The organism is Winogradskyella sp. 266wxhm, assembly GCF_058964685.1.
Genome location: NZ_CM179559.1, coordinates 3,185,914 through 3,206,235, shown reverse-complemented (window position 1 = coordinate 3,206,235; position 20,322 = coordinate 3,185,914). Strand labels below are relative to the sequence as shown.

Here is a 20,322-nt window from a genome sequence, read left to right as displayed (position 1 = left end):
TACTTCTTTGTATATTTAACTTCGCCAATCATCAAAAGACTTACCTCATTAAATCAACCACAATGAAAAATTTCACTGCCATTACGGCGTTATGCCTTTCGCTATTTTCTTTTTCTCAAGGCACACAATTACTAAGACAACCAACCCTTCACGGTGATGATGTTGTTTTCGTTTATGCAAACGACCTTTGGAAAGCTTCAACAAAAGGAGGAACAGCCGTACGTTTAACTAGCGATGATGGTTACGAATCTAGCCCTCACTTTTCTAATGATGGTAAACAAATTGCTTTTACTGCAGAATATGATGGTAATGTTGATGTGTTTGTAATGCCTGCTGAAGGTGGAGAACCTAAACGATTAACATACCACCCAAGTGGTGATTATGTACAGGGCTGGACTCCCGATGGTAAAGTACTTTTTCGATCTAATAGAGAAAGTCAACCAACAATGACCAATAAGTTTTTTACGGTTGCCACCAACGGAGGTTTACCAGAAGCCCTAGAAATACCAAGAGCTGCCTATGGTGAAATGTCCAAAGATGGAAAATACGTTGCCTACACTCCTATCACAGGCTGGGATGCAGAATGGAGGAACTATCGTGGTGGACAAGCTATGCCAATTTGGGTTGTAGATTTGAAAACGAAAGCACTTGTACGAACGTCTCAACCAACTAAAGAACGTCACTTAGATCCTGTTTGGTTAAATGGTTCAGTGTATTTCATGTCTGAACGTGATTTTACTATGAATATTTGGTCTTTCAACCCTTCAACAAAAGAAGAAAAGCAAATTACGTTTCATAAAAAGTTTGATGTCAAAAGTCTTGATGCTAGTGATGATAAAATCGTATACGAACAAGGAGGTTATTTGCATGTATACAATCCCTCAACAGAAAAAACTGAACAATTAAATATTGATGTAAAAGCAGATTTAAACTTCTACAGAACAAAATGGGAAGATGTGTCTGCCAGACAACTTTCTAATCCTAATCTTTCTCCAACAGGTAAGCGTGCCTTGTTTGAATATCGTGGGGAAATATTTACGGTACCAAAAGAAAACGGAAGCTGGATAAACATTACCAATTCGCCAGGTGTAGCTGACAGAAACCCTATTTGGTCTCCAAAAGGAGATAAAATTGCTTGGTTTTCTGATGAAAGTGGAGAATATCAATTAATGTTAGCAGATCAAAATGGTGAAAATGTTGAAACCATTAAGCTACCCAACCCTACATTTTATTTTCAACCTGATTGGTCACCAGACGGAAAATATATTGCTTACTCAGATACAGATTATAATATTTGGATATTGAATCTAGATACAAAAAAAACGAGTATCGTTGCCACAGACCGTTATGCACATCCAAACCGTACTATGAATCCTGTTTGGTCACCAGACAGTAAATGGATTGCATTCCCTAAACAATTAGAAAGTCACTTCAAAGCTATATTTGCTTGCAATGTAGATTCCAAAAAAACGATTCAGATTACAGATCCAATTGCCGATGCCATTACAACGGTTTGGGATGCTTCAGGAAAATACCTATATACTTTGGCTAGTACCAATTACGGTTTACAGTCAGGTTGGTTAGATATGAGTAATTACGATCCTGCAGCTAACTTAACACGTAGTCTTTATGCTGTAGTACTGAGCAAAAATGATAAAGCTCCTAACCTTCCAAAAAATGATATGGAAGACGTTAAAAAAGAGGAAGAAAATTCAAAAGACAAAGACAAAAAAGAAGAAGAGAAAAAAGATAATGGTATCACTGTAACCATAGATGAAGATGGCATTTTTGACCGTGCTGTGGCTTTAGACATGCCAGACAGAAACTATGTAGGCTTACTGAAAGGTCCAAAAAACAAAGTATTTGTTGCTGAAGCTATACCTAACGCAACAGGACTAAAAGTACACACCTATGATGTGGAAAAAAATGAAGCATCTGATTTTACAGATGGAGTATTTCAAATGGTAGCGTCCGAAGATAGAAACTCAATTTTACTATTTCAAAAAGGGAGCTGGGTGTTAACAGATGCTTCCGCACCACCAAAACCAGGAAAAGACAATTTAAAGCTCGATATAAAAGTAAAAATAGATCCTAAAGCTGAAGCGCATCAAATTTTCAAAGAAGGCTGGAGGTTTATGAGAGACTTCTTATATGTAGATAATGTGCACGGAGCACCTTGGGATGATATTTACAAATGGTATGCGCCTTGGATAGATCATGTGCGTCACCGAACCGACCTTAATTATGTTGTAGATATTATGAGTGGTGAAGTTGCCGTAGGACACTCGTATGTTTCTGGTGGTGATTTCCCTGATATTGATCGTGTGCCAGTTGGTCTTTTGGGCTGTGACCTAAAAGCGGAAAACGGTACATACAGAATTGCGAAAATTTATACAGGCGAACGCTGGAACCCTAATATTGTATCACCATTAGCACAACCAGGAATCAACGTTAAAGAAGGGATTACATTCTTGAAATTAATGGTCAAAAATTGACATCTGAAACCAATCCATATAAATTACTAGAGCAAACCGCTTGGAGAGAAATAAACATTACTGTAAATAATAAACCTTCAGAAACGGATGCTAGAACTATTTTAGTTAAGCCTGTAAATAACGAGCGAGGCTTAAGAACTATCGACTGGATGGAAAGCAATCGCAGAAAAGTTGACGAATTATCTAATGGAAAGCTAGCCTATGTCTATGTTCCAAATACTGGTGGCCCTGGTTTTACAGCTTTCAACAGATACTATTTCTCGCAACAAGATAAGAAAGGTGTAATTATTGACGAAAGAAATAATGGTGGTGGTTCCGCAGCAGATTATATGATAGATGTGATGTCTCGTGAACTGCTTGGCTATTTTAATAGTAAGGCTAACGACAACAGACCTTGGACCACACCAATTGCTGGTATTTGGGGACCAAAAGTAATGCTTATAAACGAACGTGCTGGCTCTGGTGGTGACTTATTACCATACATGTTCAAGATGAAAAATATTGGCCCTTTAATAGGAACCAGAACTTGGGGAGGCTTAGTAGGTACCTGGGATACACCCTATTTTATTGATGGTGGACACATGGTGGCGCCACGTGGTGGATTCTATGATGTAGATGGTAATTGGGCTGTTGAAGGTGAAGGAGTTGCTCCAGATATTGAAGTTATACAAGACCCAAAGTTGACAACACAAGGCATCGATCCACAATTGGAGCGTGCTGTAAAGGAAGCTATGAAATTGTTAGAAAACAATGAATTTGAGTTGAAACCAGAACCAAAAGCACCTGTAAGATGGAAACGTCCTCAAGGCTATAAATCAGATAACTAAGAGTATCGCTTTAGTTTTGATATCACATCATGTAGAGATCATAAAATTTTAAAATAATAACCGCTTTATTAGTTGAAGTACTGTAAAGCTTAATCAACATAGCATTGGCAAAAAAAAGCATATTCAAAAAAGCATTAAAAATAATAGGAGGCATTATCATTTTCTTTACCCTACCGTCTCTCCTACTGTTTGGTTTTATGTACTTAAAATATGATGAAGATTTACCAACAGGGCAACAAGGAGCCAAAGCAGATGCACTTGCTACAAAAATGCTCGATGCCTTAAACGAAGACGCCTATTTGAATACAGATTATTTAGAGTGGACTTTCAAAGGGAGGCATCATTACAAATGGTATAAGCGTGACGGAAAATGTGAAGTCTATTGGGATGATTTCACAGTCATCTTAGACCTTAAGGACTATAGTCAATCTAAAGTATTTGTAGCGCAACAGGAATACAATGGTGTGGAACAACAAAAGTATATAGACAAAGCCATCAACTTTTTTAATAATGATTCCTTTTGGTTGGTTGCCCCTTATAAAGTGTTTGATAAAGGTGTTGAAAGACGCCTAGTCACTACAGACTCCAATGAGGAGGCACTCTTAGTGACTTATACTACTGGTGGATCAACACCTGGTGATTCTTATTTGTGGCACTTAGATAAGGATGGTAAACCCAAAAGCTTTCAGATGTGGGTAGACATCCTTCCTATTGACGGCCTTGAGGCCACATGGGAAAATTGGACAACTACAGACACAGGAGCACTACTCCCTACCTTTCACAAGTTCTTGATATTTGGATTAGAACTTGAGGATATCAAAGGAACAGAGCTATAAAAACTATTTAGATTTCTGGCCTACAAACTGCTGACTCTTCAGCTTAAATAACACATTGAAGCTTGTAAGACTTCCATAACTTCTGGTGATGTATTGCTGTAAGTCTATTTTTTCTTGCTCGTCAAGGTTATTGCTAGAGTTTATTTTCTGTTCCATTACTCTTAAGCGATCGCGCACCATAGTGATTTTATGAAAGAAAGTGTCAATAGGTAATTCTTTACTTTGTAGGTTAGGATCACCTGGTTCCATGATAATTTTTCCACCTTTCCATTTGTCGGCTATGGCAACTACCTCAGACACATCTGACCATTGCTTTAGTATTGCTTTTAGGCTGCGTTCTACTTCGTAAAAACTTACTGTATCGACATCATCTTCTGTGGCTTCTATAACCTCGTACTCACTATCAATATCTATGGTTTCTAATCCTTGATCTATAAAGGTTACCCAATAGTGTTTGGACGTTACGTTTGTTACCACACCTTTTCCGTATTCTGAATGTTCAATTCTAGAGCCTATTCCTAGTAATTTCATCGTTGTATATATGCTTTAATTTGTTTGTTTAATCTCTATTACAATTATAATAATTATTGCTTAGAATGTGGTCTATACAATGTTACTCTTTATTATTTCTTTGTGATGAGGAGCAATAGCCCTTCAAAATTATCTTGACTTCTCCTCTGTAGCCCCTTGGGTTTCCCTCGGCACAACGTCGGCTTAACCTCGGCTTAGCCTCGGCTAAGATCATTGGTTAATAGACGGTTTATAATAGCTAATGTGTTCGACTTATAAAAGCAAAAAAAAATCCCGTACAGCAAAACCATACGGGATATAAAACTTAATACAATAAAGTAGTTAGCAATAGCCTTTGACCAAAAGCCAAACACTAAATACCTACTACCCTACTGTTGCTATTTTCATGCAATGACCTTGGGCAAGTTCGTAAAGCTCACCGTTAACCATTTGATAAAACACAATAGCGGTTGCAGCATACAATGCTGTTGTTACAGGTATCGGTGCGTAAGCTGTAAGGTCTACTACAATGTCTGTAGCACTACCAACCATTCCGCCTATCTCAATAGCATCACTATATGTAATACTTCCTACACCATTTGGTGTATCTTCAACAGGCTCATAAGCATGAACAGCAGAAACCCATTCATAATTGCTTACATATCCAGCCGCTAAAGCCAACTTAAAATGCGTAGCTCCTTCGGGCTTTTTTACCGCATTGCTAGTATTAAAGTCTGGTATACTCCACGTGACTGTGTCACGGTTAGCATTGATAGCAGGTAAAGCTGAAGCTGCCATAAACTGACTATCAAACATTTTGGCTTTATTGAAATTAAAACCAACAAAAGGCTCACGGTTATCAACAAGGTTAATAGTTCGCTGACCACGTAGACCAGCACCATTATTAATAATTCTACGCATAACACCTGCAATTTTACCACTGATGTTAGGTTCGCTTACCAAACGTATAATATTAGGAAAGCACTCTCTGAACGCCTTACCACTTTGTGTGGCACCAGCAAATTCTTGATTGTTTTCTCGTGTACGTTGGTAAGCAGGGTCATTTCTCATACGGTTACGATTAACTTGACTTTTCTTTTTTACCAAGTTTTCACCGTTGCTTCTGTAGAACGTTAATCCGTCTAACGTTCCTTCTAATTGAATAAAGGAATTATTCTTTGCCATGTTTAATGGTTTTGTGACATGTATAGCTGGCATTTTGTAGCCATACCATGTCTGGTTAAGTTGTTCCAAACTCGTTTTGGGACAGTTAATAAATTAAGGGGATGATACAGTAGCTGATAACACTAGTTATTATCCTTAGCAATCGATCGTTTTGCTAAACCACTGTGCGTCAAACATATAAAATAATTTTTAATAGAAAAGTCGATCCAAAAGTCACATCATCACAAAAACCCCTTGTTTTCAGAGAATTACATAATTTGAAGTATTAATTATCTTACAATTTTAACAGATTCACTTTTCAACCCGAATCCCTGTTAAGAATATCATAAAAATGCCTTAACACTAAATTTATATGCAAATAACACTTTATTAACCAGTAAATTACACTTTACACAAGACTTAGAGGTAAATTTGTATGAGTCAACTTTATAAGTTTTAGAGTTAACAGGTTAGGTGTATTGGAAGTAGTTTTGGAAAAAACAATATCGTATTATGGCTTTTTTATCAAAAGAAAACAAACAATCCATTCTCATCTATTCTGAAAGCTCTAACGTAGGTAAAGCTTGTGAGACCCTCATAGCATCAATGGACACCCCAATACGGTGTATAGATATTGATAGTGAAACGCTATCGGATATGATATGGCTAGAGATTACCACGATGATGAATGTAGATTTAGGAGGGCTTTTAAACCCTGAGGTATCACCAGCATTACAACACCTAGGTACAGAACACAATACGGTAGGCGATTGGCTTAGGCTAATTAACCAAAAGCCTTATATACTACAATACCCTATTGCAATTGATGGTACTGTAGTAAAACAGATTAAGTCTGAAGAAGAGGTTTTACAATTCTATAATGGGCTTTTAGGTACAGCGCGAACAAAAATCAATAAAAAAGCGGTGTAACACCATGTGGTAGAGCGCGTAAAATAGATATAAATTTTAAAAACAATAACATATGATTGCTATAGGAACCACAGTAAAATGGGGTAGAAAAGAGTCCCCTGATGTTGGAATTGTCAAAGATTATTATAAATTTGTATCTAAGGAATATGCGCTTAAACACCAGAGAGCCATATTAATAGAAACGTTAAACCATAAACACGTATTAAAATTAGAATCACAAGTTGACCCATTACCCCCTAAGAACATTTTAGATTAATATATATAGACAACAACAACTAAGCAACAAATCGGTGTTAATCTTAAAAATGTATTACAATGGCAACACATGCAACAAGTCTTAACCAACAAGCAGTAAACGACAGAACTTTAAGAAAAGCGAAGTCAAAAGAAGAAAAAAAGAAACAATTTTATTTTATAACAGGCCTTGTCCTATTAGCAGGCTTCCTATACTTGGGAGCAAGTTTATTATATCACACCTACTTAAGTTTGTAACTACAGACTTAAAAGGCGTGATTTTTTTTAATACATTATTTTGGAAAAACTATTACGTATCATAGGTGCCGCTTGGGGTGCCAAGAAAATTGGCGGTGGCAAATGCGGCTGCATAGGCACTATTGTAGTGTTTTTTATCCTGTACTGGCTACTCGGCTATGTGTTTGAGATCTTTTAGGTGATCTCGATAAAACTTTACTTCTTTATTTATTAAACTATTATTTATTCGCGCTGTCACACTGAGCCTGTCAAAGTCCTTCTTTAATGTTCATTTTGTCTTGATACAAAACGAACCAAAAAATCAAAACGATTTATAGGAAGTTGCAAAGCACCATTCGCTAATAACTGCTTATATGGTATTAAAATAGGTGACTGTTCTTCAATCCTAGATTTGAGTTCCTAAGATTGATGTGTGCTCATTACTTCTTAAAATCGTTGGTTCCGACCGTGTCGGAATTAAATTTGAGCCATATTGCTTTTGATGATTTGTCATTCTGAATTTATTTCAGAATCTGTTACATGAATGAAAGTGAGATGCTGAATAAAGTTCAGCATGACAGTAGCAAGTTAAAGATTGCTTCGGTCGTGCCTCGCTCGCAATGACGATAAGCACGGAAGGCTTCTCGATACAATTTGCTCGAAACTCACAAATCACTCGAAGTAACGAAACCCTGTATACTAAACACCAACAACCAAACACCAAACACCAAACACTACATCACATTACCCTTAAAGTCTAACTGACGCCCTTCCTTAGCTGCTTTTTTATCCATATTAGAACCCACAACCATACCAATAGCCATGCCTATAGGTAAGCCAATACCTAAAAAGGCCATGTTACCCATGGTCGTACCAAAAACAACCCCTAACGGCAAACCAAAGGTAGACATGCCCAATACTGTCCAAAGCTTTTGATAATAGCCTTGGGGTACAAGCTTTAAATGTTTTTCTAAATATTTAAGGATACAGTTCTGTTTAGCCCAAACCGTTTTGTACAGCTTAGGATCTGTAGTAGCTTTAGCATTCAGTTCCTCAAGCTGAGTATTTATATAAGTTATGGCCGTATCTGGCAGGTCCCGTTGCACTAGTTCTTGTAACAAAGCTTTTAGTGTACTAAGCTTGTCCTTAAACTTAGGATTAGGGTTTTGCGCTGCTTGATGTGTAATCTCTATAAAGACCATAGTTATAATACTGTTCTTATAACTATAGGTAGCCTATTATGCTATTTTGTTACAGAGCGTTCTGTAAACATCACATAGGCTTTATATACATACTGATAGCCAGCGGCTAGATAAATAAAAATGCTAACTCTTCTTTAGAAAATCCTTTAGAGATTCTAGTCGTTGCGTTTTTTTGATCTGCTTTTGTAGCATCTGGTTGTGGTCTAGTCTTGGACTTTTGCCATCTGTTCTGAAAGAATTGTGGAAATTTCATAGTCTTGTTTTTTCGTTAATACTATAGTTACGAAATTCCTATCGGTTTGGATGCCTAATTGTGGTTTAATTTCACTTAAAATCAAAGATTTAGCATTGTGTTAACATTAAGGAGTGGTTAACCGGCATTGCGAGACACCATAACGTCATTACGAACACAGTGAAGCAATCTCAAATTAGCGACTGTCATGCTGAACTTGTTTCAGCATCTCATCTCACCTTACTGTCAGTCTGAGCTTGTCGAAGACGTATTTTATTTTCTATTTTTTTAATACAACAAGACTACGTTAAATCGTCTATTGTGGCAGATGGTGCATTGTTCTTTACTGATGTAATACCATTTTCCATAGCGCTGTTTGATGAGTATGTTTCACTTGTACCTATAACTTGCCCATTAGATGCTTTAAGGTTAAAGTAAGGGGCGCCAGATTTTGATACTAGGCGCTCATATTTACTATCGTCTGTAGCATTAGTTTTTACTGATTTGATACCGTTTTCACAACTGCTTTTAGCTTTATAACCTTCACTAGCTAAAATATTTTGCCCATTTGATGCTTTTAATCGGAAGCGGAATTCCCCTCTTTTGTCTGTGTACATTTCAAATTTTCCCATGCTGTTTATTATTTTATAAGATGTCCTAAGATAGTTATTTTTATTGGTAAATCATTGTACTTAAATGAGATGTCAACTTACTAAAGCAAATTCAGTATAGGATAGTTAGTACTACAAATAGTATACTAAGTTGTTTTGCTTGTTCTCGATACTGTCATGGCGAGCACACCATAAAGTCATTGAAAGTGTGGAAAAAAGAGTGTCAACCTGTTTTTTTATACACTATGAGATTCTGAAACTAGTTCAGAATGACAAGGCTAATGTCATTGCGAGTGAGGAACGAGCGTGGCAATCTTTCTGTTGTTTTAAAATTATTCCTTTGTCATTCTATGCTTAACACGGAATCTATTTTATTTATGTGATGTTGCTATGTTTTTTTTATCCCTTTCAGTTCCTTAATTTTATGGATGATTCACAGGGGTGCAGAGCTTTGGATTATGCTTGTGGCTGTTGTGAATTGCTTTCAGTTCCTTAATTTTATGGATGATTCACAGGTTCTCCACCGCTAGGAGCTTCACCATCGGTGTTGTGAATTGCTTTCAGTTCCTTAATTTTATGGATGATTCACAGGTGAATGTTGTGTTGAAGCTGCATAAACTCTGTTGTGAATTGCTTTCAGTTCCTTAATTTTATGGATGATTCACAGGAAAGGAAAACGGTTCCGTTATTCTGGTACGTTGTGAATTGCTTTCAGTTCCTTAATTTTATGGATGATTCACAGGGGTGCGAATAATAGTTTATAGCAACTGTTGGTTGTGAATTGCTTTCAGTTCCTTAATTTTATGGATGATTCACAGGACTAAAGAATATCTCTGCAATAGAAGCATTGTTGTGAATTGCTTTCAGTTCCTTAATTTTATGGATGATTCACAGGTTTAAGCGATGGAACATCCTTTTGTTCTTTGTTGTGAATTGCTTTCAGTTCCTTAATTTTATGGATGATTCACAGGAAAACCGAAATATCTAAAGATAGCATTAACGTTGTGAATTGCTTTCAGTTCCTTAATTTTATGGATGATTCACAGGCATATACAGGGCATCAGTTATTTATGAAACGTTGTGAATTGCTTTCAGTTCCTTAATTTTATGGATGATTCACAGGATCTCAACTTGACTAACACGATTATCATTAGTTGTGAATTGCTTTCAGTTCCTTAATTTTATGGATGATTCACAGGACCTACTTTTTTATTATGAAATGATGTGCGGTTGTGAATTGCTTTCAGTTCCTTAATTTTATGGATGATTCACAGGTTTGTTAGTCTTATATAGACTCTACTATATGTTGTGAATTGCTTTCAGTTCCTTAATTTTATGGATGATTCACAGGGCACCCGCTGCGTAATTAGCATCTGCCAAAGTTGTGAATTGCTTTCAGTTCCTTAATTTTATGGATGATTCACAGGTATAGTTTCTTGAACAGTGATTGCCATTAAGTTGTGAATTGCTTTCAGTTCCTTAATTTTATGGATGATTCACAGGTAATGATAAACATGTTCAGCAATTCATCGGTTGTGAATTGCTTTCAGTTCCTTAATTTTATGGATGATTCACAGGGATCATTAAAAAAGCATTGTCAAAGATTGGGTTGTGAATTGCTTTCAGTTCCTTAATTTTATGGATGATTCACAGGCATTACAACAATGCGGATTTGTAAGTTTCAGTTGTGAATTGCTTTCAGTTCCTTAATTTTATGGATGATTCACAGGATTTACACACTGCACAGTAATATATTCTATGTTGTGAATTGCTTTCAGTTCCTTAATTTTATGGATGATTCACAGGCATTACAACAATGCGGATTTGTAAGTTTCAGTTGTGAATTGCTTTCAGTTCCTTAATTTTATGGATGATTCACAGGCCGTAAAGTGGGTATGTCAAAAAGGACACAGTTGTGAATTGCTTTCAGTTCCTTAATTTTATGGATGATTCACAGGTATCATAGAGAGCAGGTAATCATATATTAGGTTGTGAATTGCTTTCAGTTCCTTAATTTTATGGATGATTCACAGGCGAAAACCTCGTAGTTAACTTTGAGCTGTCGTTGTGAATTGCTTTCAGTTCCTTAATTTTATGGATGATTCACAGGATAAGCATAGTCACCATCTGCTATGTCTGGGTTGTGAATTGCTTTCAGTTCCTTAATTTTATGGATGATTCACAGGTCTTTTAAATTCACCAATAACACCAAGCGGGTTGTGAATTGCTTTCAGTTCCTTAATTTTATGGATGATTCACAGGTGTTAGACGTAGCCCAAAGACTTGTATACAGTTGTGAATTGCTTTCAGTTCCTTAATTTTATGGATGATTCACAGGCTTTTTTTGGTTAGCTTCTTCACCCCACCAGTTGTGAATTGCTTTCAGTTCCTTAATTTTATGGATGATTCACAGGTTTAAACAGAAGGTTTATGTACCTAAGTCGTTGTGAATTGCTTTCAGTTCCTTAATTTTATGGATGATTCACAGGTCTATCTTCGTAAGAGTGTACTGCATACTGGTTGTGAATTGCTTTCAGTTCCTTAATTTTATGGATGATTCACAGGAACCTGCTCGGTGAGTTCTTGGTTTAGTCCGTTGTGAATTGCTTTCAGTTCCTTAATTTTATGGATGATTCACAGGAGAAAATATGGTCGTAATTTATTTAAATCAGTTGTGAATTGCTTTCAGTTCCTTAATTTTATGGATGATTCACAGGTATTTCGTCGCCTATTTGTGGCGTAGATTCGTTGTGAATTGCTTTCAGTTCCTTAATTTTATGGATGATTCACAGGTTATGTCGCTTATACAGTAAACTAAAAGTAGTTGTGAATTGCTTTCAGTTCCTTAATTTTATGGATGATTCACAGGTTTTGGTCTGATACATGGATTGAGGAATTGTTGTGAATTGCTTTCAGTTCCTTAATTTTATGGATGATTCACAGGACTATTGTATTTTCCTTTTAATGGTTTTTGGTTGTGAATTGCTTTCAGTTCCTTAATTTTATGGATGATTCACAGGGTTATCCGCATCGTTTCCAAAGACTTGTATGTTGTGAATTGCTTTCAGTTCCTTAATTTTATGGATGATTCACAGGATACTTTCTATAAAAAGCTGGTATCCTGTTTTTTACGAAGCTTATAGAAATTAGCAAAAACACCCCTAAAGTCCCCTCGAGGGGACAGTCACTCGTTTAAAACAATTCTAATTGTTGGCTTGGGGGTTCTAAATCGGCTTCATTTTGGCCATGAAATAGTTCCATCATCCCAAACTGTTTGTCGGTTATTTGCATTATACAGACCTTGCCCTTTTTAGGAAGAGCGTTCTTAGTGCGCTTAATGTGTACTGCTGCATTTTCTCTACTAGGGCAAAACCTTGTGTAGATGCTAAATTGAAACATTCCAAACCCATCATTGAGCAAATTTTTGCGAAAACGTGTAGCTGTCTTACGTTCTGTAATGGTCTCGGTAGGCAAATCAAAAAACACCAATACCCACATACATCTATATTGGTTGAGTCGGGTTAAATAAGAATCCATAATTGATATTCATATTAATTGGCAAAAGTTTCTAGAGACGATTTAAGTTCTGGATATAGTATTTTTCTACGACTCCCCTCAAAACATTCGTAAAGGCTCGCTGTGGTACGGCTCATGGCATTCATTAATGGACTTTGCTTACCATCTATGACCACATCCATAGCTGGGATCATCAACAAATCAGACTTTATATTGGTATTAAGACCCTCTAAATTACACCCTGTTTCTACAATATCGTAAACCAAAACATCTACAAAGGGCCTATAAGGCTCCATAACATCATCTGCCAAACAAAACGCATTATATTTATTATGGTGAAAAATACCAACCGATGGCAGCAAGCCACTACTCACCAATGCCCTTGCCGTAACCGCACGTAAAATGGCATAGCCATAATTGAGCAGGTTATTGGGTGGTACACCTTTTTGGTTACGACTAAACCCATCAATATCAAATAAATTCTGAAAATAATATGCAGCAGCTAAGGCTTCTTGATTGTTCCAATCCCCTGTTTTAACATCTTTAGCATAGCGCTTTAAACGCAGCGCATTTTTCCCTCGTGCCAAAAAATGTTGAGCTTGGTTATCTATCTTGGCCGTAACAGTTTGTTGCCACAGATTCTTTTTTAAAGGTACGCTAGCATTAAGCTGATGACGCATACGTTCGGTCTGCTCACTATGTCCCACTAAAGGCTGCAAAAAACCACAAGGCAAATGCTGCTTATCGCAAGTAATAACGGCTGTTTTATTTTGTACCAACTTCATAAGCAACCCATTGGTAATGGTAATTTGTGGATCTTCCAATACCACATAACCCAAATCTTCAATAGGTAGGATCACCTCTTTTTTATCCGCTTCAGGAAAATTAACCACCAATTGTTCATTTTTGGTACTGAGATAGGCGGGATTGCCGAAAAAGAGGGTGCGTTTTATCATTTACTAAGCCAAATTAAATTACCTAATATCGAAACCTCAAAATCATAATTTTCATAAAGAAAGTTCCAATTATTATTTGAGATTTTTAAAAAAGATGGAATTATGTTTTCTGGAAATGATGAATATTCTGTTTGATAATTATTAATCATCTTTTTTACTTGCTCTTTTATCAACTTGTCAGAAACACTCTCGATCTTATTTAACCTATCGTTAAAATTGTATTTTCGTTTTTCAAAATCTTTCTTTCTATCAGCTAAATTCGTTATAGTGGTGTTTTCCAGTATTTTAGATATGCCCATTTTCACCTCTTCACTTGTTAATATTTTGTGTTTTTGTTCATTAACATTTTTTCTTACATCTGTTATAGCTTGAGCCTCTAAATGATATTGAAGCATAATCCTTTTTCCATCATTTGCAAATTGGGTTATACGATAGAGTCTGTTCTTTTGAAACTCCACATCTTCCCTTTGTTCATACTCACTGTCGTCATTCAACATCAAAACCTTTTGTCCAACTTTTAATAATTTAGTGTCTTGGTAACCACTTAAATTTGGATGAAACATTTCCATATACAACTCTGGTGAGAACTTTTTATGCGCCATAAACACCTTGGAAACCTCAAAAGAAGCCACCGGAATCATTTTACGCTCAATCTTATCATTTATGTTTTTTTGAAGCATTACAGCATAAGGAATTGAACCTGCTGCTGAATAATAATAGTTCTTATGCTCATGTTCCGAACGGTAATTGACACGTTGCTTTACAACTTGCCCTGCTTTTGATTTTACCCTAACATGTCTTATTTTATTACCTTGAGGGTCTGTTGCTTGACTTTTTTGAGTTCTTATTATTTCCCTAATGACAGGGTCTATAATATCATCCACTTTAGACAGCACATCTTTTAATGGTTTACGTTCGGTAAACATAAATTCATCTTCACCTGTTTTGTATTTCCAATCTCCGTTTTCACGTATTGGTTGACCGTCGGGATAACGTTCTACATCTCTTATCTTCCCTATAAATGTTTGTTTGTACAAAGTACTTCTAACAGTATCACCTTGTGATTTTTTTATGATTCTTTCCCCTTTTTCATCTGTCACAAAATTTTCACATTTGTCTTTCACATACTGTAATTTGCCACGCTTTCTTACATTTTTTATAGTCTGTTGCAAGATTTTATCTTTTTCATAATTAACAATAAGTATCTGGTTTTCAATGCTATTTATTAATTTTTGCGAGTTAAATGAATCGAAAGGTTTAGTGGTAAATTGCTTACCTTCTCTTTCTTCCATCTTATACATCTTATCCAACAAGGCATCCCTTCGGCTACTGTTAACTGGTATGAGTGTAAGCACAGCAGCATCAATAGCATGGTGTGTATGCTTATTCCTGCTTTTTATCTTATCGGTTTCCTGAAAACCATATATTTTTCTAAACTGAGCAGTTACCTCCCCTTTTTGTACCGCTACTTTTTTAAAATATGTCTTTAAAAACTCTCGTGCATACTTACTTACCATTTGCGTATCTACCAATTGTCTTCTTGCCCAACTATCTTTTACCTCATCAGTTGTAAATCGCTCTACTTTATTCTTCCAGTACTCATAATGCATCCTGTAGTAATGCTTTTCTTGGATACGCTTGCTCTTTTTGGCCTCATCTTCGTTTCCAGTGGACTTTAGCCTGCTTTCGAATAAGGACTTGTAATTATCCCTAGTTTTTTCCCATTCCCTTAAGCGTGGTTTTATGGCAGTACCTTTACCCGCTACATCTTCTTCATAATTTTCGCAAAAGAAAGGCATTAATTTTCCTTTATCGTCCCTATTGTATTTAGCATAGCAAACTGTAAGGTTTGCCATTGTGTTATCTGGTAATAGACTTCTTGGAATAGTATGCTCCACATCAATATCACTTGAAAACAATTGAGCAATGGAAATCATTTTTCCAGTGTACATACATTGTCCTTTTTGCTCCATCCATAATTCATATCGTCTAATAGCTTTTTTTTCGCTTAAAATCTCACTGTTTCTCTTGTTGACAATTTTCTTTCCTGATTCATCAAAAGTCTCTTCAAAGGATTGTTCACACCACAATTCAAAATCACGAATACGCTCTTCAACATTAAATGATTTGTTTTCCTTAGTCTTAAACTCTTCAAGGAAAGCTCTGATTTTTTCCCGTTTTTTTCGTCGTTCATTTTGATAACGTTCAATAGCTGCTCTCTTATTGTTATCATTCAGTTCTCTTGCCACTTCAACCACCACTTCAGTATCTTCATCTATTTCCCCTTCTAGAATAAGCTCATTAACCAAACGTCTTAAAATGCTCATGGATTTATTGAACATTGGGTTTTTTATACTGTCTATCAATGGTATAGGTAGTATGTCTTTGCCTGTATTTTTGTCGGTTACTTTAGTACCATATATATTTTTTCTGTTGGAATGGTGGTATAATTCTCCGTTTAAGTTTATACCATGTTTTGATAGTGCTTCACTGAACAAACTAGTCAATGTAGACACTTCTCGATATGCCCTTTTAGAATCGAAGAAAAATTCTTGGTATTCCTTCCCTACTTCATTGATAATGGTCTCTTTATCTTCTCTTCTATCCCAAGAATTTTTACCGAAATAACCCATACAAGCATTAATTATGTCCCTTTTATCTTCCTCGGTGAGTAGGTACTCAAAATCTTTCCATGCTCTTACTGGTTCTCCAGTTTCCCTCCAGTCTTCCACCTCTCCTTTATAAGCATCAATTAAATTATTGGTAATTCCAACAATCATTTTATGCCAGTTATATAACTCACGGCTGCTTTTAGCCAGTTTTAGGATGGTTCCTTTTTGATATTCCCATTCATTCTCCATTAATTCCGGAAACTTAGCCAACATAACCGCGTCATTATACAAATAACCTTGCTTTAAAAACGGAATGATTTTCTTCAGTGCCTTTAAGCTTAGGTCGCCATAACCTACAGTTAGCTTATTTTTTAGAATAACTAATGGCGATAAAGACACTTCTTTCTTATTGCGCTTAACAGTAACATTCTCAATGTTAAGTTTCTCAATTGCAAAACTTTCTAGGTATTCTTCGTCAAAATCAAAAACGGCATGCCAAATATCCAAAATGGAATAACCTTTTATAATTTTTGGTGCATTGCCCATATGGTAATTCTCAATATTCATTAGAGAGTCATATACCAACTCTCCTAATATTTTGATTATCCCATTACAAAAAGGCATACCCGAAACACTTGTTTCGTACTTTCCTGTTTTTTTGCTTAAAGGGTAATTGTATTTTGTTTTTTGCTTAAGTTTTTTGTCTAAATACCTTCTTATATCTTCAAACTTAAAATTGTCCTTTTTTATAAAAACATCATTAAAAAGCAATTCCCTTAAATCTTGAGGCAAGCTTTGTTTTTCATCATCTTTATCATAATACTTTATGGTATTTATGAATTGCCAAGCTCTTGAAATCTCAAAAATTGGATGAGAGACAGGACATCTTAATTTTGAAGGTTCTAACGTACATTTTCCAATGGCTCCTTTCTGGGAACGTAAAGGACGTTGCCAAATAATGGATTTCCACAGGCTCAGTACAAATTGGTCGTGATAGCCATATTTGCCATCTCTGGAAACATTATACCCTTGTGCTTTACAAATTAATTCAAGTTCGTTTTGGTATTCCTCTCTGTAAGGATATTCATTTCGTGCTCTAATACCTTTGTCTAAAAATTCGTTTTTTAAGGCTTCAGCAATGGTTCGGTTATTATCAAGTGCTTTTTGAAACCCACTTTCACCTCTTCTTTTAATTTGAGTTTCGGTCTCTTTATCAGATTCCCCAATGTCCTTATACCCTCTTCTTTGGACGAGATGGTATAAAACCCTTCCAAATTCATGCTTGGTTAATGGCTCGTCTAGTGCCTTTACTCTCAATTCGTATGGATTTTTATACTTTTTGCCTCCTTGGTAAGAAAAATCACATGACAACCAGCTTAAAAATTTTTCATTTTCAGGAAACATTCTTACCTGCCCTTTCTTATACTTGCTCCAAGATTCTAACTGTAAAATATTTAAAGGCACATATTCACTATTTTTACATAGAATTTCAAGTAACTTCCATTTCCTGTATTTTCTAGCCCTAATAAGATTTCGTTTAGAGCGTGCTTCTCTTCTATCTCTCGTAGGCGAGCTATACCCACCTTGCCCCTTAACCATTCCTGAGGGAAATGTTATCACTCCTTTTTTAGAAATTTCTTCCCCATCTCTAATTGCCCAACCTAATGAAGAGCTTCCTAAATCTAAACCCAATTTTGCCATATTATATTTTTTTCTTAATTTAGTGTCACTGAAAGACAATTCACAACAAGGCTTAAAAGCCACAGAAAATTCTAAACGACTGCCTAGGTAGTCGTTACTTTTTTTAAAAGTATCCCATCATTTCATTTTTATTTTACGGTTTACCATAAAAGCAATTCACAATAAGGATTATTCCGTTGTGAAAACATTTAAAGCGGCATTTGTATAACAAGTGTCGTTTTTTTTATCACATCGCTAAATTTTAAGTGCTTAGGTATACTCTAAGAGACATGTTTATTTTCGGGAACATATCATAAAAGTCACTCTACTTTTATAGAAAAGTAGCACCAATAAATTTAAACAAAGAATTAATTAGTTATGTAAAAAAGCTCCTCAGGCAAGAGTCGCTGTTAATTAATTAAGGGATTCTAAATATATAAAAAAGCCCTTGATTGTGCAAGGGCTAACGTTATACTTATTTGGTAGTCTTTTGAATAGAGAGCCTACACCAGCTTAAAATCTAGCAACAACTCGCCTTCTATAGCGGCTTGTAGGTGATCGCCTTTTTCCACCAAACCTGTACCACTTGCTGGTGTACCTGTAAAGATAAGATCTCCTGGTTCTAAGGTCATAAATGAAGAGACGTACGAAATGATTTCTGCAAAGGTATAAATCATAAGACTGGTGTTACCGATTTGCGTTTGCGCATTGTTGATTTTAAGATCAAAGTTGATATCCGCTAAGTTCTTAAACTCCGCGATAGGCTTAAATGCCGACATTGGTGAGGCACCATCAAAACCTTTGGCCAAAGCCCAAGGGCCTTTTTGTTCTCTACTAGCATTAAGGACGTCTTTTGCTGTGAAATCTATACCAACAGCAATCTCCGAAATGTAAGCATCGGCATCTTCTAAAGCAATGGCCTTACCTTGCTTGCCTATTTTGGCGACCAACTCTACCTCATAGGCCAGTTGATTGGTGATACCAGGAAACGGTATGTCTTGGTTGTTGGTGACTAAGCTAGATTCTGGCTTTGTAAATATGGTTTGCGCACCTGTTTTTAGAGCGTCTATTTCTGAAGGTTCTGTTACGTAATTTTTGCCTATGCCTATTATTTTCATGAGGAATTATGGGTTAGTTTTTTAAGGCACTAAAGATAGATAATGTAAGATTCTGGTACAATGATTTTTTTTATTGTATTGTAGTTACTAACGAAGCAATCTAAAACAACTACTGTCATGCTGAACTTGTTTCAGCATCTTATTTTCATTCAAACAATAGATTCTGAAATAAATTCAGAATAACACTTCAAATAATAAAGAGAAAGTAGCTCAAACCCAATTCCGACACGGTCGGAACCAACGATTTTCAGAAGTAATGAGCTCCATCAATCTTAAGAATTCAAAGCTAGGACTGAAGAGCAATCACCAATTATACTACAACATAAGCAATTATTAGCGAATGGTGCTTTGCAACTTCCTATAAATCGTTTTGAAATCAAAGATTCACGAAATCAATAAAATAAATATATCTTGAGTAATTTTTGGTTCGTTTTGTATCAAGAACTGCGTAGCACATCATGAGTTCTTAAACAATGAATATGGACGAATACAAAATGAACATAAGAAACAAACTAAATTTAGATTCTGAAATAAATTCAGAATGACACTACAAATAATAAAGAGAAAGCAGCTCAAACCCAATTCCGACAGCGTCGGAACCCACTGTCGTAAGTATATATAATCAAAATACGTTAAAAATAGCGGAAGCCTTGGACGCTATTTAGGATTTTGATTATGGTTTCAAAAGCACGACAGTGCTATTGAAAATACCTACCGACAGTAATAGACTTTTTGGTTCGTTTTTGGTCTTTCAATTGCGTAGCACATCATGAGTTCTTAAACAATGAATATCGACGAATAAAAATGAACAAGAAGAAACAAACAAAACAATCTATCCATAAATACCCTATGCATTTACAAACGACCTCCGATTATTTAGCGTAAAACATGTAGTGAAGCGTAGGGTTAAACAAAAATCTTGATAACGAACAAACAATCAACAGATACAAATTAACAAATAGACCTATGTTTTCACTAAAACAATGACCACCATTTTTGTGCCGTAGCAAACAATATGTTTAGCGAAATCATCGGCAGTCTTGATTTTTTGGTTCGTTTTGTATCAAGAACTGCGCAGCACATCATGAGTTCCTAAACAATGAATATGGACGAATACAAAATGAACATAAGAAACAAACTAAATTTAGATACTGAAATAAAT

General features: G+C 35.8%; 13 protein-coding genes, 1 pseudogene and 1 CRISPR repeat array. Of the genes and pseudogenes, 5 read left to right on the top strand and 9 right to left on the bottom strand.

Features of this window, described 5'->3' with window-relative positions; translation table 11 throughout:
* The first annotated feature begins 62 nt into the window (after positions 1-62).
* Positions 63-3,322, top strand: a pseudogene (locus tag AC2H4K_RS14440) (S41 family peptidase).
* Between the two features lie 104 nt (positions 3,323-3,426).
* Positions 3,427-4,158 (top strand): hypothetical protein, encoded by a 732-nt coding sequence (locus AC2H4K_RS14435; RefSeq protein WP_281139839.1) that lies wholly within the window; start codon positions 3,427-3,429, stop codon positions 4,156-4,158.
* A 3-nt stretch (positions 4,159-4,161) separates the two neighbouring features.
* On the opposite strand, the gene AC2H4K_RS14430 is transcribed toward AC2H4K_RS14435, so the two are convergent.
* Positions 4,162-4,689, bottom strand: a complete 528-nt coding sequence (locus tag AC2H4K_RS14430) for a DUF8685 domain-containing protein (RefSeq protein ID WP_281139840.1) — start codon at positions 4,687-4,689, stop codon at positions 4,162-4,164.
* A gap of 363 nt (positions 4,690-5,052) precedes the next feature.
* A complete protein-coding gene (locus AC2H4K_RS14425; RefSeq protein ID WP_281139841.1) occupies positions 5,053-5,853 on the bottom strand; it encodes a hypothetical protein in 801 nt (266 codons plus the stop codon).
* Between the two features lie 492 nt (positions 5,854-6,345).
* Here AC2H4K_RS14425 and AC2H4K_RS14420 point away from each other — a divergent pair, with 492 nt between their 5' ends.
* Genes AC2H4K_RS14420 through AC2H4K_RS14410 form a run of 3 tightly spaced genes read left to right on the top strand, consistent with a single transcriptional unit; the run spans position 6,346 to position 7,254 of the window.
* A complete protein-coding gene (locus tag AC2H4K_RS14420) occupies positions 6,346-6,762 on the top strand; it encodes a hypothetical protein (protein WP_281139842.1) in 417 nt (138 codons plus the stop codon).
* Between the two features lie 52 nt (positions 6,763-6,814).
* Complete coding sequence (locus AC2H4K_RS14415) at positions 6,815-7,018, top strand: hypothetical protein (RefSeq protein WP_281139843.1); 204 nt, start codon at positions 6,815-6,817, stop codon at positions 7,016-7,018.
* A gap of 59 nt (positions 7,019-7,077) precedes the next feature.
* On the top strand, positions 7,078-7,254 hold the full coding sequence (locus AC2H4K_RS14410; protein ID WP_281139844.1) for a hypothetical protein: 177 nt from the start codon (positions 7,078-7,080) through the stop codon (positions 7,252-7,254).
* A gap of 713 nt (positions 7,255-7,967) precedes the next feature.
* Here AC2H4K_RS14410 and AC2H4K_RS14405 read toward each other — a convergent pair.
* From AC2H4K_RS14405 to AC2H4K_RS14375, 7 genes are all read right to left on the bottom strand, one after another.
* Positions 7,968-8,435, bottom strand: coding sequence for a hypothetical protein (locus AC2H4K_RS14405; RefSeq protein WP_493742540.1), 468 nt, complete (start codon positions 8,433-8,435; stop codon positions 7,968-7,970).
* Positions 8,436-8,541: 106 nt separating this feature from the next.
* Entirely contained in the window at positions 8,542-8,688 is a 147-nt protein-coding gene (locus AC2H4K_RS14400; RefSeq protein ID WP_281139846.1) for a hypothetical protein, read from the bottom strand.
* A gap of 281 nt (positions 8,689-8,969) precedes the next feature.
* A complete protein-coding gene (locus tag AC2H4K_RS14395; protein WP_281139847.1) occupies positions 8,970-9,299 on the bottom strand; it encodes a YegP family protein in 330 nt (109 codons plus the stop codon).
* Between the two features lie 373 nt (positions 9,300-9,672).
* Positions 9,673-12,374: a CRISPR direct-repeat array (repeat unit 46 nt; unit sequence GTTGTGAATTGCTTTCAGTTCCTTAATTTTATGGATGATTCACAGG).
* A gap of 96 nt (positions 12,375-12,470) precedes the next feature.
* Positions 12,471-12,815: a CRISPR-associated endonuclease Cas2 gene (gene cas2, locus AC2H4K_RS14390; RefSeq protein WP_493742539.1), complete on the bottom strand. Its 345-nt coding sequence runs from the start codon at positions 12,813-12,815 to the stop codon at positions 12,471-12,473.
* 14 nt (positions 12,816-12,829) lie between these two features.
* Complete coding sequence (cas1, locus tag AC2H4K_RS14385; RefSeq protein WP_281139849.1) at positions 12,830-13,750, bottom strand: type II CRISPR-associated endonuclease Cas1; 921 nt, start codon at positions 13,748-13,750, stop codon at positions 12,830-12,832.
* Positions 13,747-18,063, bottom strand: coding sequence for a type II CRISPR RNA-guided endonuclease Cas9 (cas9, locus tag AC2H4K_RS14380; protein WP_281139850.1), 4,317 nt, complete (start codon positions 18,061-18,063; stop codon positions 13,747-13,749). The genes cas1 and cas9 overlap by 4 nt, the downstream gene beginning before the upstream one ends.
* A 482-nt stretch (positions 18,064-18,545) precedes the next feature.
* Complete coding sequence (locus tag AC2H4K_RS14375; RefSeq protein WP_493742538.1) at positions 18,546-19,160, bottom strand: fumarylacetoacetate hydrolase family protein; 615 nt, start codon at positions 19,158-19,160, stop codon at positions 18,546-18,548.
* Positions 19,161-20,322: the final 1,162 nt, after the last annotated feature.